22 protein-coding genes are annotated in these 24,100 nt (G+C 39.7%); 18 read left to right on the forward strand and 4 right to left on the reverse strand.

Annotation, left to right across the window (positions count from 1 at the left end; genetic code table 11):
- The first annotated feature begins 52 nt into the window (after positions 1-52).
- From arsC to BHU72_RS08535, 3 genes are all read left to right on the forward strand, one after another.
- Positions 53-469: an arsenate reductase (thioredoxin) gene (arsC, locus tag BHU72_RS08525; protein ID WP_069702203.1), complete on the forward strand. Its 417-nt coding sequence runs from the start codon at positions 53-55 to the stop codon at positions 467-469.
- A 317-nt stretch (positions 470-786) separates the two neighbouring features.
- Entirely contained in the window at positions 787-1,842 is a 1,056-nt protein-coding gene (locus BHU72_RS08530; RefSeq protein ID WP_069702204.1) for a TAXI family TRAP transporter solute-binding subunit, read from the forward strand.
- 104 nt (positions 1,843-1,946) lie between these two features.
- Positions 1,947-3,965, forward strand: a complete 2,019-nt coding sequence (locus BHU72_RS08535) for a TRAP transporter permease (protein WP_069702205.1) — start codon at positions 1,947-1,949, stop codon at positions 3,963-3,965.
- 417 nt (positions 3,966-4,382) lie between these two features.
- Here the strand turns inward: BHU72_RS08535 and BHU72_RS08540 are convergent, their stop codons facing one another.
- A complete protein-coding gene (locus BHU72_RS08540; protein ID WP_069702206.1) occupies positions 4,383-5,564 on the reverse strand; it encodes a CAP domain-containing protein in 1,182 nt (393 codons plus the stop codon).
- A 246-nt stretch (positions 5,565-5,810) separates the two neighbouring features.
- On the opposite strand from BHU72_RS08540, the gene BHU72_RS08545 reads away from it, so the two are divergent.
- On the forward strand, positions 5,811-6,572 hold the full coding sequence (locus tag BHU72_RS08545; RefSeq protein WP_141709284.1) for a pseudouridine synthase: 762 nt from the start codon (positions 5,811-5,813) through the stop codon (positions 6,570-6,572).
- Positions 6,569-7,672, forward strand: coding sequence for a threonine aldolase family protein (locus BHU72_RS08550; protein ID WP_069702208.1), 1,104 nt, complete (start codon positions 6,569-6,571; stop codon positions 7,670-7,672). Before BHU72_RS08545 ends, BHU72_RS08550 begins: the two co-directional genes overlap by 4 nt.
- On the opposite strand, the gene BHU72_RS08555 is transcribed toward BHU72_RS08550, so the two are convergent.
- Positions 7,629-9,098: a two-component system sensor histidine kinase NtrB gene (locus tag BHU72_RS08555; protein WP_069702209.1), complete on the reverse strand. Its 1,470-nt coding sequence runs from the start codon at positions 9,096-9,098 to the stop codon at positions 7,629-7,631. The two genes, BHU72_RS08550 and BHU72_RS08555, sit on opposite strands and share 44 nt — an antisense overlap.
- A gap of 181 nt (positions 9,099-9,279) precedes the next feature.
- Here BHU72_RS08555 and BHU72_RS08560 point away from each other — a divergent pair, with 181 nt between their 5' ends.
- The 5 genes from BHU72_RS08560 to BHU72_RS15460 all read left to right on the forward strand — a co-directional run bounded on the left by BHU72_RS08560 (position 9,280) and on the right by BHU72_RS15460 (position 13,470).
- Entirely contained in the window at positions 9,280-9,999 is a 720-nt protein-coding gene (locus BHU72_RS08560) for a DUF3153 domain-containing protein (protein ID WP_069702210.1), read from the forward strand.
- Positions 10,000-10,262: 263 nt separating this feature from the next.
- A complete protein-coding gene (locus tag BHU72_RS08565) occupies positions 10,263-11,387 on the forward strand; it encodes a metal ABC transporter solute-binding protein, Zn/Mn family (protein WP_069702211.1) in 1,125 nt (374 codons plus the stop codon).
- A gap of 9 nt (positions 11,388-11,396) precedes the next feature.
- Positions 11,397-12,161 carry a metal ABC transporter ATP-binding protein gene (locus BHU72_RS08570; protein ID WP_069702212.1) on the forward strand — a complete coding sequence of 255 codons (765 nt, stop codon included), beginning with the start codon at positions 11,397-11,399 and terminating at the stop codon, positions 12,159-12,161.
- Positions 12,162-12,173: 12 nt separating this feature from the next.
- Entirely contained in the window at positions 12,174-13,061 is an 888-nt protein-coding gene (locus BHU72_RS08575) for a metal ABC transporter permease (protein ID WP_069702213.1), read from the forward strand.
- Entirely contained in the window at positions 13,015-13,470 is a 456-nt protein-coding gene (locus BHU72_RS15460) for a Fur family transcriptional regulator (protein WP_083248350.1), read from the forward strand. Before BHU72_RS08575 ends, BHU72_RS15460 begins: the two co-directional genes overlap by 47 nt.
- Here the strand turns inward: BHU72_RS15460 and BHU72_RS08580 are convergent.
- The gene (locus BHU72_RS08580) at positions 13,401-13,940 is read right to left on the reverse strand and encodes a hypothetical protein (protein WP_069702214.1); all 540 of its coding nucleotides are present in this window, start codon (positions 13,938-13,940) and stop codon (positions 13,401-13,403) included. The two genes, BHU72_RS15460 and BHU72_RS08580, sit on opposite strands and share 70 nt — an antisense overlap.
- A gap of 109 nt (positions 13,941-14,049) precedes the next feature.
- A complete protein-coding gene (locus tag BHU72_RS08585; RefSeq protein ID WP_069702215.1) occupies positions 14,050-16,029 on the reverse strand; it encodes a transglycosylase domain-containing protein in 1,980 nt (659 codons plus the stop codon).
- 229 nt (positions 16,030-16,258) lie between these two features.
- Between BHU72_RS08585 and BHU72_RS08590 the strand changes: the two genes are divergently transcribed.
- The 8 genes from BHU72_RS08590 (at position 16,259) to BHU72_RS08625 (ending at position 24,046) form a co-directional block, all read left to right on the forward strand.
- A complete protein-coding gene (locus BHU72_RS08590) occupies positions 16,259-16,720 on the forward strand; it encodes a pyruvoyl-dependent arginine decarboxylase (protein ID WP_069702216.1) in 462 nt (153 codons plus the stop codon).
- 257 nt (positions 16,721-16,977) lie between these two features.
- Entirely contained in the window at positions 16,978-17,808 is an 831-nt protein-coding gene (gene speE, locus BHU72_RS08595; protein ID WP_176720449.1) for a polyamine aminopropyltransferase, read from the forward strand.
- Between the two features lie 349 nt (positions 17,809-18,157).
- On the forward strand, positions 18,158-18,634 hold the full coding sequence (locus BHU72_RS08600) for a YwiB family protein (RefSeq protein ID WP_069702218.1): 477 nt from the start codon (positions 18,158-18,160) through the stop codon (positions 18,632-18,634).
- Positions 18,635-18,717: 83 nt separating this feature from the next.
- Positions 18,718-20,424, forward strand: a complete 1,707-nt coding sequence (gene argS / locus BHU72_RS08605) for an arginine--tRNA ligase (RefSeq protein ID WP_069702219.1) — start codon at positions 18,718-18,720, stop codon at positions 20,422-20,424.
- 189 nt (positions 20,425-20,613) lie between these two features.
- Positions 20,614-21,006 (forward strand): ATP-binding protein, encoded by a 393-nt coding sequence (locus BHU72_RS08610; RefSeq protein ID WP_069702220.1) that lies wholly within the window; start codon positions 20,614-20,616, stop codon positions 21,004-21,006.
- Between the two features lie 130 nt (positions 21,007-21,136).
- Positions 21,137-21,457: an STAS domain-containing protein gene (locus BHU72_RS08615; protein ID WP_069702221.1), complete on the forward strand. Its 321-nt coding sequence runs from the start codon at positions 21,137-21,139 to the stop codon at positions 21,455-21,457.
- A gap of 31 nt (positions 21,458-21,488) precedes the next feature.
- Positions 21,489-22,481, forward strand: coding sequence for a GGDEF domain-containing response regulator (locus BHU72_RS08620; protein WP_069702222.1), 993 nt, complete (start codon positions 21,489-21,491; stop codon positions 22,479-22,481).
- Positions 22,478-24,046 carry a SpoIIE family protein phosphatase gene (locus tag BHU72_RS08625; protein WP_069702223.1) on the forward strand — a complete coding sequence of 523 codons (1,569 nt, stop codon included), beginning with the start codon at positions 22,478-22,480 and terminating at the stop codon, positions 24,044-24,046. Before BHU72_RS08620 ends, BHU72_RS08625 begins: the two co-directional genes overlap by 4 nt.
- Positions 24,047-24,100: the final 54 nt, after the last annotated feature.

Raw genomic sequence — 24,100 nt, forward strand, 5'->3', positions numbered from 1 at the left:
ATAAGTATTGAATTATGAGAATAAAACTATATTTTACGAGGAGGCAAGAGGTATGAGAAAAACACTATATTTTCTATGTACAGGAAACTCGTGTCGCAGTCAAATGGCTGAAGGTTTTGCAAAAGCATATGGAGCAGAGAAATTTGATGTATATAGTGCCGGGATTGAAGCTCATGGATTAAACCTACTGGCTGTAAAAGCAATGAATGAAATTGGAATTGATATCAGCAATCAAACATCTGATGTCATTGATCAAGAAATTTTGAATCAGGCGGACTATGTCATTACATTATGTGGAGATGCCAACGATAAATGCCCTTTGTCGCCGCCACATGTCAAACGATTACACTGGGGATTTCCTGATCCTGCAAAAGCAGAAGGAACAGAAGTAGAACGATGGAAAGTGTTTCAGTCAGTGCGCGATAGTATTGGCGAGAGAATTCAACAATTTGTTGAAACAGAAGAGTAAATAACTATTTATAGAAACAGAGTATATCGGCAGGCTGTTATGAGCAAAACCCGCGCAATAATGAAACGGCGTTTCATTATTGCGCGGGTTTTGTTGGTACTAGTACATATAGTCATATATCCTTATGTCCAAGCATATAATGGAAGTGGAGATGAACAACTTGTGATTCATTATGTTTCTTTATAAGTAAAAAAGAACTATAAAGAACAATATGAACAAAACGTTGAACTGTTTATAAAACAGTGTTACTATATACATGTAAAGTAACACAGTTATATAACAGAAAAGAATGTGTACAAAATAAGGGGAGGAATATCATGTTTAGAAGTAAGAAGTTTACAATCCTAATTACAGTATTACTAGTGTTATCATTAGCAATCGTAGGTTGTGGCGGTAGCAAGGATGCTGCTCCAGCACCAACACCAGCTCCTGACCAAAAGGATGCAACTCCAGCAGGTCCAGACAAATCAAAGTGGCCTAAGAACTTACAATTAGGTGCTGCTTCTATCGGTGGAGCATACTATGTATATGCTGGAGGTATTTCAACTGTTCTTCAAGAAAAAGTTGGCATTGAAGTTGGCGTAGAAGTAACTGATGGTCCTAACCATAACATTCAATTATTAGAAATTGGCGACATGGATTTAGGTCTAGTAACAATGGGTCCTGCTTGGGAAGCATGGCATGGAGAAGAAGCTTGGACTGGTGGCAAAAAACACCAAAACATGAGAGCAATCTTCCCTATGTACAACACATACTCTCAGTGGTGGGCTTCTGCAAGCACAGGCATTAAGAGTGTTCAAGACTTAGCTGGTAAGAAGGTTGGTGCTGGTCCTAAGAGTGGAACAGCTGGTACATTCCACCCGCGTTTCTTAGAAATAGCTGGTGTTAATGCTAACCTACAATTCGCTGGATTAAGCGACCTTGTTAGCAGTCACTTAGATAAGCAATTAGATGCAAACAGCTTCGCTTCTGGTATCCCAGTTGCAGGTGTTATGGAAACAGCTTCTCAAATGAAAGACATCGTTATGTTCGGTGTTGATGGAGAGTTACGTGATGAAGTAGTTAAGAAATATCCTTTCTGGACTCCAGCTCAAATTCCAGTGAGCGCTTACCCTGACTTCTTAAAAGCTCCAGTTGAGACTGTAGCGATTGGTAACTGGGCAGTTGCTCACAAGGATCTACCAGAAGATTTAGTTTATGAAATCGTAAAAGCGATTATGGAAAACAACGACATGATGCTACAAGCTCACCAAGCTGCGGCAGAAACTAAGCCTGAGTTTGCTAAGGATAACACTTGGTTACCAATGCACCCAGGAGCAATTAAGTACTTCGAAGAAGTGGGTATTGAATTACACCCTGACGTGAAGAAGTAATCGTTATCAATCAGTTATAAAATGCTTTGTATAGTAAGGTAGTATCCCCACCCGCCTTATAGTGGGTGGGGTTTTTCACGAATTCAATGGAGAGGAGATTCCCGATGACAGAGACAGAGAAAAAAAAGAGCAACGCAGCCGCGCAGCCTCAGATGCATGGGCAGTTTGAATTGAAAAATGGGAAAATCGTTTTGGAAACAAACGATGAAGCAGAGTTCTCGAGCCACCGCATACTAACTGGATGGTTAGGAAGGTCAATTTCTGCAATTGCTATTATTACAGCTGTTTTTCACCTATATACGCTAATCGTTGCACCTATGGACCAATGGTTATTCCGTAGTTTGCACGTCATGTTCTTATCTGTGTTAGGTTTTGCGCTTGTACCGGGATGGAAGAGTGCGAAGGCAAAAATTCACTTCGTCGATTGGTTATGTATAGCAGCTAGTATTGCTACAACCGCGTATATATTTATTTATTTTGATGAATTATTGTACAGAATGGGAGTACTCCCAACGACGTTAGATTTTATAGTTGCACTTATAGGTACGGTTTTAGTATTAGAATTAAGTAGACGTACGAGTGGTTGGTCACTGACAATCTTAGCATCAGTGTTTATCGCGTATGCTTTTGCGGGACCGTATATGCCAGGAGTATTACAACACCGTGGTTATTCCATGGAAAGATTTTTCACGTACATTTTCGGTACGAATGGAATCTTCAGTGTTCCAATTTCCATTTCTTCTAAATATATTATTATCTTTATCATTTTCAGTGCGTTTCTACAAGTATCTGGAGTTGGTAAGTTCTTCGTAGAATGGGCATTCTCAATTAGTGGAAGTGCTCGTGGAGGACCTGCTAAAGTAGCGGTATTATCCAGTGCGTTGATGGGAACGATGAATGGAACATCAGCAGGTAATGCAGTAGCTACGGGTAGTTTAACAATTCCGTTAATGAGGAAAGTTGGTTATAACCCTAAGTTCGCAGCTGCAACAGAGGCTGTTGCGTCAACAGGTGGACAAATTATGCCACCAATTATGGGTGCCGGAATATTTATCATGGCCGAGATGACGGGGATACCGTATCAAAGTATCATGGTAGCCGGTGTTATACCAGCTATATTATATTTCTGGTCTGCTTACTTAATGGTAGATAAAGAAGCATGTAAATTAGGGCTTCATGGATTTGATAAGACGCTTTTACCAGATATCAAAGACGTTATGATGAGAAGTTATATGTTCTTGCCAGTCGTTATGTTATTCGGAATGCTTGCCGCTGGATTCTCAGTAATCATGGCAGGTTTCATAGCAATCGTTGCTAGTTTAGCTACAAGCTGGTTAACGAAAGACAATCGCATGGGTCTTAAAGAGGTATTACAAGCCCTTGATATTGGGGTTCGTGGTAGTATTCAGTTAATGGCAGTGTGTGCTGCAGCGGGTATTATCATGGGGGTAATCGCTTTAACAGGTGTTGGTCTTAAGTTTGCGTCGATGTTGTTGGGAATTGCAGGAACTTCAGTTTTCTTAGCGCTATTCTTTGCAATGTTAATCTCAATCGTACTAGGTATGGGTATGCCAACGACAGCTGCTTATGCAGTAGCTGCTTCGGTTATTGCACCGGGACTAATTCGTATGGGAATTGAACCATTAATGGCTCACTTCTTCATATTCTACTATGCTTGCTTATCCTCTATTACACCGCCAGTAGCGCTTGCTGCGTATGCTGCATGTGGAATTAGTGGATCAGATCCAATGAGAACAAGTTTAACATCATTCCGTTTAGGAATCGCGGCATATATAGTACCATTTATGTTCTATTATGCGCCGGCTATCTTATTAGCAGGAGAGGCTTGGGAGATTGCGCTGCGATCCATTACTGCCGGTATCGGAATTTATGCATTGGCTTCGGCGGTACAACAATGGTGCTTCGGAAACATTAACCGCCTAGAACAAGCGATTCTATTAGTCACATCGTTCTTCTTAGTAACGAAGAATGAAGTACTAGATATCGTAGGCTTAGTAGCTTTAGCTTTCATCATATTCTTACAATACAAAAAATATGGTACGCTAAAATACAAGAACATGAAAAGAGAAGATATTCATCAAGGTGTAAGCTTATCTCAATAGTGATGAGTTATATACTATAAGAATACCTATAGATAACAATAATACAGTAGAATTACGATACTTGGCAGCACCAATCTCCTGTATATAGAAAAGGCGTTTTGGTAGCGGTCGGGATATAAAGAAAACTTAGTCAGATGGAGTTTTTACTCCATCTGAACTCTAGTTGCACTTATTTCGAAGCTTGGCGGCACTTATCTCCCGCTTATAGAAGTGGGAGTATTAGTAAACGCCGCTGAGATAAAAAAGAGATAGTAGTTATAATAGTGCTGAGGGGCACGTATAAGGGCTGTTGACAAATGTCAACAGCCCTTAAAATTGTTCCTGCACTTAATTGAATTGAAATAAGATTGTTTCATGTACCGCATGTTGAACTATCCTCTATGAAAAGTTAAGATGTTATTCCTTTTGTAAATTCTATTAATAAGGAACTAGAAAGTTTTGCGCATAATGTTTCTCAATTACACCAACTCCAAGATGAGTATAGTTTTTATGCAGCATATTTACGCGATGGCCTTCACTATTCATCCACGCTTCTACAGCTTCAATTGCATCCTGCTGACCAGCGGCGATATTTTCTGCAATCATTCGATAACCTACCTTCGCTCTGTTAAAACGGTTAGAAAGTTTGCCATGGGTGGGAGAGACATGGTCGAAATACCCGTTGGTCAACATATCATGTGCGTGATTTCGCGCGATATCGGACACCTTACCACTCCATTGTAATGGTTGTAATTGATGGCGCACTCGTATCGCGTTTGTAATGTCTAGAATTTGTCGTTCATGAGCACGATTGACAATTTCAAAATCATTGGCAGACAATGGCAAAGCTTTAAATGACGGTGCATTTCGATAATAACTCCATTCCATAGAGTAGCCACCTGTGGCTAGAAACGTAGCATAATCACTAATGCGAATTCCTGATAATTTGTGATTATCGTGAATATCAATGTAAAATTCAATCGCCATTTGATTGTCGATGGCTACATACTTCTTGTTATCATACGACTGTTTAACATGAACGAGGAAATTCGCATCTTCAAAGTCTAGTGATACAGAATCTTTAAGAGAATATATCTTTTGAATCTCTGTTACAGGCATTCCAATTTTAATAGAATTAAATTCCCATGTAGGACTCACACTATATAAGGATACAACTGTATGATCTTTTATTGCAATTTGCTTATAATATTTATAGTTATCATTGTAAATCCACCACGTATACCCGTAAGGAGTTAAATCTATTCGATTAGGCGTACCAAGTGTATCTAATACTTCTCGTTCCGTTGATCCAATCGAAATTCCGAACAGACCTTTCGCTTTCTCACTATGATTTGCCATTGTTGGGAAAGGGTTTGTGTTAGGGATTGATTCATTCGTAGGTGTTACTAACACCTGTTCAGGTACATCTTTCAAGAATGTGGTATAATTATTACTGTTCCGGTCTACTAAATTGACTAAGACTTCTAGTCCGCCTTTGTTTTCTCTTAGATGTTTCGCATAAGCGCTAAACTCAAGGAGTGTTGGTAGGGGGATTAAGGTCGATGCAATAATCACACAAAAAATAATTCCACTACACATGCCCAATAAAAAACGTTTCAAATCTATTGCACCTCCCTAATCTAAGTATATTATATGGATTTTCGAAACAAAACAAGTATAACGTATATAACATGGTGAAAATAATGTTAATATGTGCATAATAAGGATATTCAAAACTCTATCATTATAGGTAGAAAATAAGCATCTTATTCACGTTAGAATGAAAGTTAGTATAACGAATCAAAAATAGTATACCAATGGGAAATGCAGCGTTGAGTAGGAAAAGAATAAATGGAGGACTCATACATGGGATTAGAAAGAATAGACAAAATCTTAACACACCTGGGTGTAGGTACAAGAAAAGAAGTGAAAAAACTGTGTCGATTAGGTAACATAACCGTAGATGGAGAAATGGTGCGCGATAGTAGTGAAAAAGTAGACCCGGAGAACGTAGAAATTGCTGTGGATGGACAAGTATTAGAATACAAAAAATATATTTATGTCATGCTACATAAGCCTGCCGGAGTCGTCTCAGCGACTGAAGATCGCCAGCACACAACGGTAATTGATCTTTTACCAGAGGGGTTTCAAGTATTCGAACCATTTCCTGTAGGTCGCTTAGATAAAGATACGGAGGGACTCATGATTCTCACGAATGATGGGCAATTTTCACATCGAGTGCTTTCGCCGAAAAAACAGATTAACAAGATGTATTATGTAGAAGTGAATCGTAACATAAAAGATGCTGACTTCAAAAGAATCGAAGAGGGAATCGCGTTAGAGGATGGCTATGTAACGATGCCAGCCGTTGTCTCAACAATAGAAAGCTTGGCGCCTGATAAAAAAGCAAACATCCCAGAAACATTTCACAGTGCTTATGCTAATCAGCGATTTATGCTAACGATTCAAGAAGGGAAATACCATCAAGTCAAACGTATGGTGGAGGCAGCTGGCAGCGAAGTAGTCTATTTAAAGAGAATATCGGTAGGGAACTTAGTATTGGATAGTCAACTAGCGCCAGGAGATTGCAGGGAATTGACGGAGGATGAGATGGAGGGAATTCTATGAAGCCCAGTTTTGCCAGTGATAACTACGCCCCAGTACATCCCTTCGTAATGGAGGCGCTCATAGAGGCGAATCATGGGCATGTTCCTGCTTACGGGAATGATCAATATACACAGGCTGCGATAGAAGCATTTAAAGATATATTTGGTGCAGATATAGAGGTATTCTTTGTGTATAACGGGACTGGTGCAAACACGATTGGTCTCACAACAATTACGCGGTCTTATCACGGCGTCCTGGTCGCCAATACTGGACATATCAATGTGGATGAATGCGGTGCGCCAGAGAAGTTTACTGGTTGCAAGCTACTAGACATAGAAAGTGATAGCGGAAAACTTACTGTAGAGCAAATGCAGCCATACCTTCATAAATTGGGTGAGCAACATCATAGCCAACCAAGAGTTATATCGATTACCCAAGGGACAGAATATGGTACGGTGTACTCAATCGATGAAATACAGGAGATTTCTGACTTTGCTAAGCAAAATAATCTGTTGTTACATATGGACGGAGCACGTATAGCAAACGCTGTAGCGTCACAATTACAATCAATCGATCAAGGGCATAATGAATACGATACAACCAATCAAGAACGCTATCAATGGGGTATCAAGCTCTTAAAAGGAATGACGAAGGATGCGGGTGTCGACGTGTTATCGTTTGGCGGGACGAAAAATGGAATGATGTTCGGAGAAGCTGTGATATTTTTCAATACAGCATTAGCCCATGAGTTTAGATTTTTCCGTAAGCAAGGGATGCAGCTTCATTCGAAAATGCGATATATTGGGGCGCAATTCCAAGAACTACTCAAGAATCATTTATGGTTGCAAAACAGCCTACATGCCAATGCTATGGCGCAATTGTTAGCAAATCAGCTGAGAAAATATCCGAAAATCCAGATTACACAGCCAGTGCAAGCAAATGTTATATTTGCAACGATTCCTCAGGAAATGCTAGACATTCTATCAGAACAATTTCATTTTTATGTTTGGAATCCCGATTGTTTAGAGGTACGGTGGATGACTTCCTTTGATACAACAGTGGAAGACATTCAGAGATTTATAAAAACGATTGCTGACTACTATGCTGTTGCATTAGATTGAAATCTTTATCATATGCAGTAGGGAAATGCAAAGTCACGATTGTCCCCCAAGAACCAGTGGAAATTTCCATAGAGCCATGATGACGATCGATAATCGATTGGCATACAGCTAACCCTAATCCTACATGCTTCTCTTTCGTTGAAATAAAAGGTGTTCCCATTCGGTCCAGTATACTATCCGGTATACCTGGGCCGTCGTCTTTTATTTTGATGAAGACATCATGATTGGTTTGGCCAGTACTGATTGTTAATGTCTGCCCCGCTTTCATTGCCTCGCAGGCGTTTTGTACTAAGTATAGTATCAACTGTCGAACTTCTCGAGTGTCGATAAGCACCAAAGAATGCTTTGTTAAATCAAGCGTTACTTGGATATCAAAATTATTAGCTTGCTCCTCAATGATTGGGAATAGATTTTCGATGATTGGATTTAAACTTTTTAATTCGGGCGATAAAGGGGTCTCCTTCGCCAAAGATAAATAATCGTTGATAATGCTACTAGTTCGGTCAATTTCCTGTAACATTAACATGAAATAATGGCTGTCTTGCTCATAGGCCTTCTTAGTAGATAAGAGCTGTAAGAACCCCTTCACTGTTGTCAACGGATTGCGAATTTCATGGGCAATCGAGCCGGCCATTTGACCAATCAATTTGTATTTCTCTAATTTCATTATATCGCTTTGCATCAGTGTATAATCGGTGATGTCGACTAGTGTGCAAAATAAAAGCTGTTGCTCGCGTATTTCTAGCCTCTCTATAGAAAGTAAGGCTATCTTATTGTTGTTATCCATGGTTATAAAGGCAACTTCCGTATTTGTGATGCGTTGTGAGTTGCGAACAAGGTACACAAGCTTTTCATAAGTATCCTCAGTAAGAAATTGGCGGAACGAAACATTCTTGTGCAAAAGCTCTTCTCTAGGAATCTTAGTGAAACTCAAGAAGCGCTCATTAGCATCGACACAAAGGCCTGTATGGTATTCTAATAGCATACAAGGCAAGGGGTTACTGTGGAACAATTGCCGGAAATGGTCCTCAGAAGAACGTAACTGGTTGACAATCTCTCGATTGCATTCCTCCTTATCAATTAAGGCGTTTAAGATGGGGGTGATTTCCTTAAAGACTAACTCTTGATGGGCGATTGGTTGATTATTCGCAATGGCTAAAGAAAATGATTCTAAATTCTTTGCAAATATCGTAAAAATTAACCATGCGAAGGATAAAGCTATAAGGGAGAATAAGAGTCCTGCTAGGGCAAACTTACAAGCTTTTATAAAGGCGGGGTAGATTTGGATGCCGGCTTGATAAGCATCCATAAAAGTAATTAGCGTTAAGCCAACGGTTGGGATTAATGCAATGAGTAGAATCCATAAGTAATACCTTCGAGCAATCGATAATGGAAATAGCTTTTTATACAGATTACTATATTTCATGTAACTGATCCTCTCAAGTTATGATTGTGTAACTTATGTTGATTATATAGCAAAGCTATTCCAGAACTATGGTACTAACATTGATTCTAAACAAGTGCAATGGAGTGATTAATAGCCATTATAACAACTGGGAATGGTAGGAACAAGTGTTTTCATACAATTATCTCATAGGAGGTGTATGGTGAGACATATAAGCATAAAAGGGTGTCTATTTGTAGTATTGCTCAGTGTGTTGTTAGTGTTAACAGGTTGTGCGGAAGGGACATTTCACATTACGATTCATAAGGATTATAGTGCTGACTTGCGCTATCAAGTTGGTGTGAATCAAGGTGTAGCGGGGTTTCTAGTGTTAGCGCAAGAGAACCCAATGCTAGAATTGAAACGTAGGGCTGAGATTTACGGATACTCTGTTACCGGCTATACAGACGCTAGTTCTACAGGCATCATAGCAGAGCGGCATGTAGAATCTATTATTAACTTCGACGCACAAGAAGTCGACGTGCTGGTTGCTGGACTAATTGATAATAGTAGCGGTGAAAACAAAGAGAATTTCCGTTTTTATGAAGAGAAGGGATTTTTCACGAATCGTTATCAGGTTGAGGCGAACATTGACTTGAGAAACCTTAACTTTCTAGATAACCAAGAAATAAATTTCCTCGGGAGTAAGATGTTAGAACAAATGAATTTGCAATGTATCGTCACACTACCGATTAAGGTTATCAAGCATAATGCCCATGAAACGAAAGATGAGGGATACACATTGGTTTGGAATCTGAAGGCTGGGGCGGAGAATCCAATCATACTTCAAGCAAGCGTTCCTAATATAAAGAACATCATAACTTTTATAATTGCGACAATTCTATTAGTAATGGGTTTTTTCTTTATTATAAAGAAAACTTAGTTCAGATGGAGTTTTTACTCCACTTGAACTCTAGTTGCACTTATTTCGAAGCTTGGCGGCACTTATCTCCCGCTTTCACCTCAGGTCGTAATGGTTCTAACTATTTTAAAATAGAAGAACCATTCTGTAGAAGTGGGAGTATTAGTAAACGCCGCTGAGATAAAAAAATGAAACGCACCTAAATCGTAATCGTTCTTATTTACAGATAATTTCATATACATTATACTAATGGAAAATATAGAGAAATACAAGGGGTGCGATTGATGATGAATGGACTGGTTTATAATGCAATTAATACAAAGAGAAGGATTCGAAGCGTAATTATGATTCTAGTGTTGCTAGTAGGATTGGTATTCGCTGGTTGCTCCAATCACGCGAATCCTACGAACAATGCACAACGCGAAAGTAAGTCGCCGGAGAGTATAGATAACAATCGTAATACATTAACCGTATATACAACAACCCTAGCGAACTACGAATTCACAAAAGTTATAGGCGGAGAGTTTGTGGAGGTTAACAATATCGTTCCAGTAGGAGTAGATTCCCATGACTTTGAACCTTCAGCTCAGACAATGATAGGTATAGCGAAAGCAGACTTAGTTGTATATAATGGTGGGGGATTTGAGTTATGGATTGATAAACTCCATGAAGCAGTGGGGAAAGAGAGTCACGTAATTTTGCTAGATACGACGCAAGATATGAAGTTAATGGAATCGGACGAAGTGCATGCTGACGATATGCATGAAAGCGATATCGATCACAAGGACGACCATGAACACGGCTTTTTAGAAGAATTATGGCATACAGTGCGGGGTTGGTTTTCTGATTCCCACGACCATGATCATGATGCACACGACCATGGGGATTTCGATCCACATGTATGGTTAAACCCATTGCTAGCAATAGAGCAGGCAGATAAAATTGCCAAGACGTTGGCGCACATTGATCCAGCGAATGCAGAGTACTATCAAACGAATTCTATGAATCTTAAGCAGCAATTACTAGATTTAGATGCAGAGTTTGAAAATGCTCTGAACGATATGCCGAATCATAAGTTTTTTGTTTCCCATAAGGGATATTCGTATTTAGCAGAACGTTATGGATTAGAACAAGTTGCGATTAATGGCATTCATCCAGGGGCAGAACCAAGCCAAAAAGAGATACAGACAATCATCGATGAAATGAAAGCGCTTGGAATCCAACACCTTTTCTTCGAGACGACGGTAAGTAATAAGATAGCAAATGTAATTAAAGATGAGATTGGTGCTGATGTATTGTTTTTACACCCGTTAGAGAATTATACGGAACAGGATATCCAGAACCAAGAGACATATTTCACACTTATGAGAAAGAATTTGGGAAATCTAGTAATGGCGTTTGCAGAATAGGAGCCACGTATGATCCTTCAATTAAGCAATATATTTTTCCAATATGATACTCGGGTTGTCTTACGTAATGTCAACTTATCTGTGGAAGCGGGAGATTTTCTCGGTATCGTTGGGCCTAACGGTTCTGGGAAATCGACATTGTTAAAAACAATGATGGGACTAATCAGCCCTGACCAGGGGGAAGTTAAACTTTTTGGTAAAAGCATAAAGGAGTTTCGTGAGTGGCATAGAATTGGTTACATACCTCAAAAGGTGAACAGCTTAAATGTAGGATTTCCTGCAACGGTATTTGAAGTGGTTTCTATGGGATTAACAGGGAAAAAGGGAATGTTGAATCGCTTATCGAAGGCAGATGACGCAGAAGTGGAAGCGACCATCGCATTAGTCGGATTACAGAAAAAGCGGAACGATCTGATTGGTACTCTATCAGGGGGACAACTACAAAGGGTATTTATCGCGCGGGCTTTGGTATCAAAGCCCGATGTCATGATTTTTGATGAGCCAACTGTCGGTGTAGATGCCAACTCGATGGAAAGCTTTTATCAACTATTAGAAGATTTACATCGTCATCATAAGAAAACGATTGTTTTGGTCAGTCATGATATTGGTGCGATTACCACGAGAGTGAATAAGGTGGCATGTATCAATCGAGAATTGTACTATCATGGTGATCATCTGGGATTTATAGAAAATCAACAACAAATTCTCGCACAAGCGTATCAGCATTCTATCACACTCATTGAACATGGTCACAAAACGGAATGTTCATGCTAAGGGGCGTTACTATTGATTGAAGTTCTACTAAACTATAGTTTCATGCAACGGGCATTTATTGCTGGAATTCTTATCGGTATAGTCGCGCCAGTGATTGGTGTGTTTCTTGTATTGCGACGTCTATCGTTAATTGCAGATGCGCTTTCGCACGTGACACTCACTGGAATAGCGCTCGGGATGTTGTGGAATAAATGGAATCCAATGCTTGCTATAAATCCAGTAGTTTCTGGTATGGCGGTATCTGTCGTTGGAGCGTTATCGATTGAGCAGCTTCGAAAGGTGTATAAATATTATCAGGAACTAGCCATTCCTGTCATTTTATCGGCAGGTATAGGATTAGGCATCGTATTAATCAGCCTGGCAGATGGATTTAACGCCAACTTGTTTGGCTATCTATTTGGAAGCGTTGTTGCTGTTAGTACGTCTGACGTGTGGCTCATTGGTATGGTCGCGGTAGGCGTGATAGGTGTGATTGTTATATTCTATAAGGAACTGTTTTTCCTTGCATTTGACGAAGAGGGAGCAAGGCTTGCAGGAATTCCGTATCGCTTCCTTAACCTTATGTTTATTCTACTGGTGGCCTTAGTGATTGCAGTCGGAATGCGAGTAGTAGGAGTATTGCTGATTTCTTCTATGATTACGTTGCCAGTTGCCGCCAGCCTACAAGTGGCCAATAGCTTTAAGCAAACGTTCCTCTATGCAATAGGCTTTGCACAGCTTTCCATCATTACTGGATTGTATGCTGCCTATTACTTAAATTGGGCTTCTGGGGGGACAATCGTATTAGTTGCGGTAGCAATATTGATTGTAGTGATAGCTGCAAAATCTGTGATAAAACGTAAGGGGAATCAAGATGGAAAAACGAGAAGCGATGCTGCAATTGAAACAACAGGGGTATAAACCGACGAACAGACGACAGGCAATTTTTAATTGCATCCATGAGCAGAAAAGATTCATGTCTGCAAAGGATGTGTATGATGAGTTACAAGCTGCTTTTCCGACCTTAAGCCTGGATACAATCTATCGCAACCTCATGATATTTACAAATGTGGGGTTACTAGAGACAACTGAGATACAAGGCGAGCGGAAATATCGGTTATTATGCTGCGCACATAACAGCCATCACCATCATATGATTTGTACAAGCTGCGGAAAAACAATAATGATCGAAGCGGAATGTCCGATTGAACTCATAAAAATGCCCGATGATTTTGTCGTCACCGGACATAAGTTTGAGATTTATGGTTGTTGTTCAGATTGTGTTCCTGAAGGTGCAACTTCATATTCGAAAAATGACTCTGTCATGTAAGAGGATAAATCCGCTTCTTCTGTGATTTTATCTGGATGGAATACAACGGAGAATAAAAAGATATTTCCGTCTTCTATCGGGGGCATGTTTTTCAGTGTGTTAAAGACACCGCCAGCAATCGTTTGGTTTTTCCCGCCAATAATTTTGACACTCATAGAATGTAAATTCGTTACTGTTTCCCCGGTATTGTTGACGAACATCATATAAGCAAGCAAGGCCCCGTTACTTAGGAACTTTGCGTGGGGAGAGTATAGACTAGGCTTTCCGTTTGAGGCAATAATAGCTCGGCGAGCAAAATCCTGTAACCGAGAAATTTCTTCCTCTGTTAATACCTCATAGACGGAATCTTCTATAACCAGCAGATTTTCGTTAAATGTATGATTGAATTCAGGCCCTCGCTCCACGTAATAGAATATTGCTGAAATCCCTACGATAAAGAAAACTCCTGCCAAAATACCTTTCCATTTCATAAAATCCCCTCATCTACTTGTCCAATGAGACACATAATGAACTTCTCTGTATAGTGTATCATCCATTGAATGTTTCGTAAAGGTTTGCCAATATACCATAAGCATCAGATTATTGCACAGGCTCTGTACCGGGCACGAAGAATACTGTACGCGTTCTTGTACAACTTCCGTTAGCTGGGGCTAGTTCACCAGTATCCAAGCAGATTTCAAGCGGAGCAACCCCTTTAGGAATCGGAAATTGCTTGTAGTGTTGCTTGGTTATCACCGGCTCAGTTACGGTAGACGATTCACCTACACTGGTAGGGTGACCCATCACAGGTACAGTGGTTCCTGATACTTGGGCCATATAATTCGCCCATATCGGTGTCGCTTGATAGGACTCACTACGACTGATGAACCTGTCTCGATCATAACCGACCCAAACAGAAGTGACGTTATCTGGTGTGAAACCAATCATCCAAGCATCTGTATCGGTTGTACCCGTCTTACCTGCTACATCGAATGGTAATAAATCTTTGACACGAAAGCCAGTGCCATCTGGTTCAAACACACTACGCATCATATCTGTAAGAATATATAGCGTCTCTGGATCATGGACATGTTGTTGCTGTGTTTCACTAGCATATAAGAGTTTACCACGACGGTCGCGGATTTCCAGTATTGCTCGTGGCTCTATACGAATACCTTGGCTCGCTATCGTCCCGTATGCAACTGTCATTTCCATAGGACTCACAGGAAAAGCGCCGAGCGCAAGAGAAGGCTCTTCTTGTAAATAGCTTTGAATTCCTAAGGTTTGAGCCGTTTCTTTTACTAGAGATGGTCGTACCATAAGGTTTGTCTTGACAGCAACTACGTTATCTGACACAGCTAACGCCTTTAAAAAAGTTATATCATCATTAAAATAAAAATCATTAAAGTTTCTAGGAGTATAGCTTTGGCGCCCGTTATCATAGGTAAAACGTGCCGCTTCACTTTTAAGTTTCGAGACTGGTGATAAGCCGCTATCTAAGGCAGCTAAATACACAAACGGCTTAAATGTTGACCCTGCTTGGCGCTTAGCAAGCACTCGATTGTAAGGGCTTTCTTTATAGTCACGCCCTCCAACCATGGCAAGAATATCGCCGTTTTCTGGATTGACCGTGACGAGCGCTGCTTGCAAATCTTCAAACTTAGAAAGCTGCTCATCAATTAAAGCTGCTGCTGTTTGCTGCATGCCAAGGTTAAGTGTCGTTGTGATTTCAAGGCCTTGCATACGCAATTGGTCTTCCTGATAGCCCAGTTTCACAAGCTCAGCAATCACATAATCGCGGAAGTATAAGGCGGATGCTGTTTGCACATTAGGCTTATGGAATACTAGTTCTGACGTTAATGCATCATCCATTTCCTGCTGTGAAATATATCCATTTTCGACCATGCGATGTAACACTAGTTTCTGTCGTTTCATAGCATTATCGTAGTTCAAAAACGGAGAATAGTAACTGGGCCCCTTTGGGACACCAGCTAATAACGTACTTTCCGCTAATGTTAATTCGCTAGCGGATTTTCCGAAATAACGTTGGGAAGCAGCCTCTACACCATAGCAGCCATGCCCATAATAGATTTGATTTAGGTATTTTTCTAATATATAGCTCTTTGAATAGTGAAGCTCAAGCTGTGCTGTAAGAATCAGTTCATAGAACTTGCGCTCCCAGGTTTTTTCATGCGTGAGATATAAGTTTTTTGCAAGCTGTTGTGTGATTGTACTTCCGCCTTGCGAACGACTTTGGTTTTGGAAATTAATATAGATAGCTCGTAAAACGCCTTTCACATCGACACCGAAATGCTGATAAAAATGCTGATCTTCTATAGCGACAGTTGCCTGCACTATGTGTGTGCTGATATCCTCCAATGGAACGTGAACGCGATTTTCTTCCGTATGAAGATTATCAATAATTTGATGGTCGCGGCTATATATTTTGGTCGTATAAGCAATGTCTTGATCTGGTAAAGGTTGGCCCTTCAGATAGATAATAAAACCGATTAATAAAAAGATGGATAGTATGGATAAAGCAAATAGTTTGCTGGAAATCCATCGTATTGTTCCCCACATAAACAAGCCCTCCTCACAGACTTTGTAGTATCCATTGTTGCCATTCGAGGGGCTTTTAAAACTCGCGATATGATTTTTTTAAAATTTTTTGAAAAAAAACATTTATTTTTTCACTAATACTGGGTATAATACGTAGTGGCATTTAAAAAAGCTTCCAAAAGAGCATCGCAGCTTTTGAGGACAGCCGGTAATATTAGCCTGAATGATAATTGATGAAGGAGTGATTGTCGTGTTACCGACACCTAAAAAGTTTAAAGTAGTTGCAGGCGGTGCAGAAGGAAGAAGTAAACTTACTGCATTTGATAACGCCTTATTAAAAGCCGGAGTAGGAAATGTAAACTTATTAAAAGTTAGCTCAATCTTACCTCCGTCTTGTGAGTTCGACGCAGATTTCGTATTACCACTTGGAGCATTAACTCCAATTGCATACGGTTCTATTGTATCTGATGTTCCGGGCGAGACGATCGCAGCAGCAGTAGCAGTAGGAGTTCCTGCGGAAGAAACGATGGGAGTTATTATGGAGTTCTCTGGTAAATGCACGAAGGAAGAAGCAGAAACTACAATCCGTAAAATGGTAGAAGAAGCTTTTGAAGTACGTAACCTAGAACTAAAAGAAATCAAAGTATGTGCAGTTGAGCATAAGGTCGAGAAAATCGGTTGTGCTTTTGCTGCTGCTCCACTTTGGTACTAATCATACGAACAGCGTCAATAGGGACAAGCTCCCTTTTGGCGTTTTGTTTATTTTAAAGCATCAAAAACTTGGCTAGTGGATTTATTCAGTAAAATTACAGATAAATATTAAGATACCTCAACAAGATAAAAAGCAATATCACTTGCAGTAGATGATTCGTTGGTGATTTAATTGGTTATGATGGTTAACTTTGGACAAGTAATTAGGGATTAGCAAATAAAAGAAATCTATAAAACTTAAAAGAGAGGTTGATGAGAATGTCAGAATTTTGGTACACGGAGAAACAAACTCCAAACATCGGGATTACCCTTAAGATTTCCGATATTATACATAGCGAGGAATCAGAATTCCAAAAGGTAGATGTAATTGAAACGAATCAATTCGGTACGATGTTAGTTCTTGACGGTATGGTTATGACAACGGATAAGGACGAGTTCGTGTATCACGAAATGATTTCCCATGTTGCTATGAACACACACCCAAACCCTAAGAAAGTTCTAGTTGTTGGTGGTGGAGATGGTGGAGCAATTCGCGAAATTATCAAGTACCCTTCTGTAGTAAAAGCAGTACTTGCAGAAATTGATGGACGAGTAATCGAAGTCTCAAAGAAATACCTTCCAGACATTGCAGCAGGACTCGCGGACCCTCGTGTAGATGTGCAAGTCATTGACGGTATCAAGCATGTACAAGATTTAAAAGACGAGTATGACATTATCTTAGTAGATTCTACTGAACCTATTGGACCGGCAGAAGGCTTATTCGCGAAAACATTCTACCAAAGCATTTATGAATCTTTAAAAGAAGATGGGATTATGGTTGCACAAACAGAATCGCCGTTCTTTAACAACGATTTAATTACGCGCGTGTTCAAAGACATTGAATCGCTTTTCCCAATTACGAAGCTTTACTTAGCTCATATCCCAACTTACCCAAGTGGTGTGTGGAGCTTTACGATGGGATCTAAGAAATATGATCCACTACAAGTACCGCAAGAGCAATTAAAGACAACGAATACTAAATACTATACACCAGAGATTCACAAGTCAGTATTTGCTCTTCCTAAATTCGTAGCAGATTTATTAAAATAACAGAATTTCAAAATTTATAAGGAAAGGCAATCGTAATAGGTTGCCTTTTTTTGTTTTTTTGGATAGCATAGTAATACAACTCACAAGCAAATCACAATCTATTATTATTTTTATCATAAAGAAAACTTAGTTCAGATGGAGTTTTTACTCCGCCTGAACTCTAGTTGCACTTATTTCGCCTGTGCCCCTTGTGGGTAAAGCTTGGCGGCACTTATCTCCCACGTTTACCTCAGGTATTTAATGGTTCTAACTATTTTAAAATAGAAGAACCATTCTGTAGAAGTGGGAGTATTAGTAAACGCCGCTGAGATAATCAAAAGTACACCTTAGAAAAAAGAAGGGGATTTTTATGGAGCAGCAAGTTCGATTATACATCCAAGCGATACATCAAATTGAAGATAAAGAACTGATTGAACAAGGCGTCTTAAGCCAAGTCGAAAAGGCAGAGCATTGGTACGAGGCAAAATTACATGTAAAAGAGAACATTACATACATTCAATATAACGATACAGAACAGGAAAACGAAGAAGTGAAAACCATCATTAAAATTGATGGACAAGAGATTACTATATTAAAATATGGTTTTGTAAAATCAAAGCAGAAATTCATGAAGGGCGTACCGTACCAAAGCATCTATGAGACGCCATATGGAACATTGCCCCTTGAAGTCGACACGAAGGATATTAACGTACAGTTCCTATCGAAAGATGATGGTTTCATACAAATTGATTACGTCTTAGATGTAGCGGGAGAGCGTTTAGGATCAAGGAAACTAGATATTCGAGTTATGCCGGACACGAAGCGGCATGTAGCATATAAGCATTAGAGGTATATGGAGTATAAGTATTGCGGTATGGCGTATAAGGATTAACAGAAATGGCACGATTAGTATATAGGAGGTTTTATGATATGGGTATCATTGATCAACTAAAGAGCAAATTGCATCAAAGTGTAATAGAAGCTGTACTGCAAGCGGGAATCGTCACTGAATCTGAAATGCCAGAGTTCATCATCGAGTCGCCGAAGGACGATAAGAACGGAGATTTTGCTACGAATGTTGCTATGCAACTCACGAAAATCGCTAAGAAAAACCCGCGCCAAATCGCCGAAGCAGTCGTGGAACATCTTGATAAAGAGTCCATCGGCATAGAGAAAGTAGAAATCGCAGGGCCGGGGTTTATCAACTTTTACATGAGCTACCAGTACCTGTATGATTGTCTTGATCAGATTCTACAACATGGGGAAAAGTTTGGAGCATCGCAATCAGGAGCTGGAAGAAAAGTACAGGTTGAGTTCGTGAGTGCCAATCCCACAGGAAGTCTTCACCTTGGTCATGCACGATGGGCAGCCGTTGGAGATACGTTATCCAACCTACTAGAGTTCGTAGGATATGATGTAACAAGAGAATTCTATATTAATGATGCAGGGAATCAAATCGACAATCTTGGCAAATCTGTATACGCTCGATACTTACAAGCCCTTGGACAAGAGGGAGAAATGCCGGAGGGTGGATACTTCGGTCAAGATATCATAGAAATTGGTCAACAACTGGCAGATACATATGGGGATAAATATATCAGCATGGATGAGGAGAGTCGCCATGCGGAATTGAAAGAATTTGCATTACAGGAAAAGCTCGCGAACATTAAAAAGGACCTAAAGGATTTCGGCGTTGAGTTCGATGTTTGGTTTAGCGAACGATCCTTATACCAGACGGATGAAATTCCACAAGCTCTTGATCGATTAAAGGATGCTGGATATCTCTTTGAACAAGATCAAGCGATGTGGTTAGCAAGTACAAAGCTTGGAGACGATAAAGATCGCGTATTAGTAAAGTCTGATGGCAGCTTCACGTATTTGACGCCAGATATAGCATATCACCGCAATAAGTTTGAACGCGGATTTGAGAAGGTAATCAATATTTGGGGGCAAGACCATCACGGATATGTAGCACGTATGAAAGCTGCGATGGATGCATTAGGATATGACCGTAACCGTTTGACCGTGCTTTTAGGACAGTTAGTGAACTTATATCAAGACGGCGAGTTAGTAAGAATGTCAAAGCGTACCGGGAAAGCAGTTACCTTAGCGGAACTCATTCAAGAAGTCGGAGTGGATGCGACGCGTTATTTCTTCACTATGCGCAGTATCGATACCCATTTAGATTTTGATTTAGACTTAGCAAAGACGAAATCCAATGAAAACCCAGTGTTTTATGTGCAATATGCCCATGCCCGTATTTGTAGTATTAAGCGTCAAATCGCGGAAACAGGGTTGGAAGATGGTCTGCAAGCGAGTCGCGACGCTGCCAGCCAATGGTCGATTGATTCTGTGAACTGGAGCTTACTATCGACAGAGCACGACATTCAGTTAATTAAGAAATTAGCAGAACTGCCAAGTGAATTGGCACAAGCAGCGGAACAACTGGCACCACACCGTATCATTCGTTATGCATTCGATTTGGCAACGGCGTTCCATAGTTTCTATACGGCGCAGCGAGTGTTAAGTGAAGATATAGAACTGACAAAGGCAAGATATGGCTTAGTACTAGCTGTGCAGCAGACGTTACAGAATACCCTGCGGATATTAGGGATTTCTGCGCCAGAGAAAATGTAGGATTTAAGGAAACGACCCACTAGAGGGTCGTTTTTTCGCACTTTTGGACCATTGCTTAAGGCCTATTATCGTAATAAAATAACAAACAGGATAAAGAAGGTCAGAAAAAACATAAAAGGTTCGATAAAATATAATTATGTAGGAAAAATCTAAAATTCTGGTAGATATTATTAGGAAGTGTGGTCCTGTATGCATCAATATATTGTGATTTCAAGTTCAATGAAAGAAGGAAATGATTTGCGAGAACAACTGTTGCAGATACTTCGCAATGATTTTCCTGGAAAGAAATTATACGTATTAGCAGTTCTTGAAATGGTTATGAACTCGATTGAACATGGGAATCAAATGGATGAGAAAAAATCGGTAACAATTAAAATTCTTGAAGAAGTGAATCGAGTGAGCATTGAAGTTACGGATGAAGGTATAGGATTTAACTGGAAAGACAAAATAACAGATTTAGAAAGACTGGCAGATCCAGATTTTTCACTGCGCGGAAGAGGGATTTTATTAGCTAAAGAAATTTGTGATCAATTGATGTATAAAGACGAAGGTAGGACTGTAGTATTAATAAAAGAACTATAGTGTCGACGAAAGGTCTATGAGAAAATAAGTTTTTACAAGCAATGGTACTATTTTACCATTGCTTTAGTCCTGGAATACAAATATTATTGAGTTAATATATGTAAATTTAGAATTGTTCAAGGAGTTTGCCATGCTGAAAACGGAAATTAATAACCAACAATTACATATGCAGGTCCACGCAAATCTATTATCTCCGGTAGTACCTATGTTAATCGAGCAAGTAACGGATATTTTTGACAAACAAAGTTCTTTGTTTACTAAAGTTTTTTTTGACATGCAGAAATGTCGTGACATTGATTCGCGCGGAGTAGGCTTTGTCATTAGTTTATACAAAACCTTGTCGATGGAAGGTAAGGATTTAATTTTGCAAAACGTACACCAGGACATTATCGAGGTATTTCAAATCGTTAAGATGGATGAGTACTTAATAATACATAATCAAAAGTCTTAATTATTCATTGATTGAAGAGGGGAATTAGAAGATGGGGATCCTTGTAATAGACGATTGTAAAGATTCGCTACAACTAATAAAAGCGTATCTAAAGGACTTTATGGAGGAAGAGATAGTTACTGCAGTATCTGCAAGAGAAGGAATGGAGCTGCTATCTGATGAGATCGGACTTATCCTTCTTGATGTAGTTATGCCAGACAAGGACGGGATTACTGCTTGTAAAGAAATAAAGACAATCGCTGACTATACGGATATTCCTATTCTCATTATCACTCAAAACAATGATTTGGAGACTTTAGAGAAGGCATTTCAGGCAGGTGCATCGGACTTTATCAGGAAACCATTTCATAAACTGGAATTGCGCGCAAGGGTTTCTGCTTTTTTGAAGCTCAGTAGGGAAATGAAGCATCGCAAGCTCCGTGAGCAGGAACTCGTGAGTTTAAATCAGGAATTGTACGAGAAAAATGAATTATTAAAACAACTATCGATGATTGATGGTTTAACTGGCATAGCGAATCGAAGATATTTTAACGAGTGCTTAGACCGTGAATGGAAACTAGCAGTAAGAAATCATACTCCACTTTCTGTCGTTATATTTGATGTAGACCATTTCAAAGATTATAACGATCAATATGGTCATCAAAGTGGCGATGAGGTGCTAAAGAATGTAGCTGCCGCCGCTGTAAATGTGATTAAACGACCGACAGATATTATCGCTCGATATGGTGGAGAAGAATTCGTGGTCATCCTACCTGAAACTACATGTGATGGTGGTTATCATGTGGCGGAGACGATACGAAAAGAAATAATAGGTTTGAACATTTGTCATGAGAAATCCTCTGTCTGTGAGTCCTTGACAGTTAGTGTAGGAGTGGCCGAAATAGGCAAACACGGGGATACAATGGATTGTTTAATAGAGCGGGCAGATAAAGCGTTATATCAAGCAAAACAGTTAGGGAGAAATCGAACGATAAGGCATAGCGATATTGAAAATGCAAAAGAATCCACGCAGGAAACCCTATGATTAAAGCAATGAAAATTCTTATCGTTGACGATTCAAAAGCAAATGCCCTATTGCTACTAAAATATTTGCAGGTAGAAGGATATAGTGACGTTTCCTATGTCTTGTCTGCCCTTGAAGCATTAGATGTATTGAATAAAAGTTTGGATCTTATTCTAATGGACGTCATGATGCCGGAGATGGATGGCATTGAAGCGGTTCAACAAGTGCGCAAAAGCTATAATCCACAACAATTACCAATTGTAATGGTTACGGCAGCCGATCAGGTTGGGTATTTGAAAAGTGCATTCGATGCTGGTGCGAACGATTACGTGTCAAAGCCAGTCAATCGAGTGGAATTTCTTGCGCGCGTTAAGAACACACTTGACTTGAAACGACAATATGATCGGAGAGTTCATTACGAGCGCATCCTTGAGAATACGCTAGAAGAGCAACGGGTACAGATTACTGCAATGGAGACAACGTCTAGTGGGATTATTATTGCTGACCATGTATGCCATGTGGAATGGATGAATCATGCAGCGGAAGAATTGTTAGGTTATACGCTGGAAGAGCTCTTATCGACGAATCTGATGGAGCATTTTGCTGAGCAAGATCGCCTACGGGTCTACCAGCAATTAGCACAGAACACCAATCCGAATGCCATTCAAGAACAAGCTACACAGCCAATGATAGAAGAACTTGTAAATTACTATAATCGCAATCAACAGCAACGAATAGCAAAAGTATCTTGTACTTCATTATTGGTGACTGTACACAAACAAAAATTACAGAAACTTGTACTCGTAGTACACGATGTGACAGAACAAGAGAGTCAACGAATCCAATTAGAAAATGAACTCGAGTTGGCAAAACAAATACAGAAAAACCTCTTACCAGCACCAATGGATCAAAAGGATATTCAAATTAATGGGTACATTGAAGTATCCAATCGCCTATCAGGCGATTTTTATTATTGGCACCAAATCTCAGAATCGCAGTATGGTGTAATTATTATTGATGTAATGGGTCATGGGGTTAGCTCTTCGTTAGTTGGGATGACCATACGATCTCTGTTGCCGGGGATTATTAGTAGAATCAAGAGCCCTACAGAAGTAATGCTAGAGTTAAACCGTCATATGATTTCTTTATATCAATCAAAAGCATATATATTTGCGTGCATGGATTACTATTTTACAGCAATCTATGTGTTAATCGACACAGAGAAAGATATGGTTCGTTATGTCAATAGCGGACATCCAGTAGGGATCTTGGTTGAAAATTGCAAGAAATTCATAAAACTTGATACTGGGTCACCACCAATCGGTTTGCTATCACAGCTTCCTATGAAGGAAGCACAGCTATCCTTCCCAAAGGGTTCGAGACTAGTATTATATTCCGATGGTTTACTAGCATTGTTACCACAAAATTACAAGTGGCAAATCGGAATCCTTACGGCTTTGATACAAAAAAGCTGCGGGAAACCGTATGGTGAATTACTAGATTCGATTTTACGAAATCCAGAAAACATAAAAGAGAACGCATCTCGAGATGATGATATTACCCTTGTCGTGATTGATCGTAAGTAATGAAATTTAGATTGCAGCGTATACAAATGTACGACAATAGATATAAAGGGGTGT

Origin of the sequence: Desulfuribacillus stibiiarsenatis (assembly GCF_001742305.1) — a bacterium.
Lineage (GTDB): Bacteria > Bacillota > Bacilli > Desulfuribacillales > Desulfuribacillaceae > Desulfuribacillus_A > Desulfuribacillus_A stibiiarsenatis.

Bases quoted from the DNA above. Each gene is read 5' to 3' on its own strand.
- BHU72_RS08620 (WP_069702222.1), top strand. From the start codon at position 21,489: ATGGGGATCCTTGTAATAGACGATTGTAAAGATTCGCTACAACTAATA.
- BHU72_RS08555 (WP_069702209.1), bottom strand. From the start codon at position 9,098: ATGAAATATAGTAATCTGTATAAAAAGCTATTTCCATTATCGATTGCT.
- BHU72_RS08615 (WP_069702221.1), top strand. From the start codon at position 21,137: ATGCTGAAAACGGAAATTAATAACCAACAATTACATATGCAGGTCCAC.
- argS (WP_069702219.1), top strand. From the start codon at position 18,718: ATGGGTATCATTGATCAACTAAAGAGCAAATTGCATCAAAGTGTAATA.
- arsC (WP_069702203.1), top strand. From the start codon at position 53: ATGAGAAAAACACTATATTTTCTATGTACAGGAAACTCGTGTCGCAGT.
- BHU72_RS08535 (WP_069702205.1), top strand. From the start codon at position 1,947: ATGACAGAGACAGAGAAAAAAAAGAGCAACGCAGCCGCGCAGCCTCAG.
- BHU72_RS15460 (WP_083248350.1), top strand. From the start codon at position 13,015: ATGGAAAAACGAGAAGCGATGCTGCAATTGAAACAACAGGGGTATAAA.
- BHU72_RS08545 (WP_141709284.1), top strand. From the start codon at position 5,811: ATGGGATTAGAAAGAATAGACAAAATCTTAACACACCTGGGTGTAGGT.
- BHU72_RS08580 (WP_069702214.1), bottom strand. From the start codon at position 13,940: ATGAAATGGAAAGGTATTTTGGCAGGAGTTTTCTTTATCGTAGGGATT.
- BHU72_RS08585 (WP_069702215.1), bottom strand. From the start codon at position 16,029: ATGTGGGGAACAATACGATGGATTTCCAGCAAACTATTTGCTTTATCC.
- BHU72_RS08600 (WP_069702218.1), top strand. From the start codon at position 18,158: ATGGAGCAGCAAGTTCGATTATACATCCAAGCGATACATCAAATTGAA.
- BHU72_RS08625 (WP_069702223.1), top strand. From the start codon at position 22,478: ATGATTAAAGCAATGAAAATTCTTATCGTTGACGATTCAAAAGCAAAT.
- BHU72_RS08610 (WP_069702220.1), top strand. From the start codon at position 20,614: ATGCATCAATATATTGTGATTTCAAGTTCAATGAAAGAAGGAAATGAT.
- speE (WP_176720449.1), top strand. From the start codon at position 16,978: ATGTCAGAATTTTGGTACACGGAGAAACAAACTCCAAACATCGGGATT.
- BHU72_RS08530 (WP_069702204.1), top strand. From the start codon at position 787: ATGTTTAGAAGTAAGAAGTTTACAATCCTAATTACAGTATTACTAGTG.
- BHU72_RS08565 (WP_069702211.1), top strand. From the start codon at position 10,263: ATGATGAATGGACTGGTTTATAATGCAATTAATACAAAGAGAAGGATT.
- BHU72_RS08550 (WP_069702208.1), top strand. From the start codon at position 6,569: ATGAAGCCCAGTTTTGCCAGTGATAACTACGCCCCAGTACATCCCTTC.
- BHU72_RS08570 (WP_069702212.1), top strand. From the start codon at position 11,397: ATGATCCTTCAATTAAGCAATATATTTTTCCAATATGATACTCGGGTT.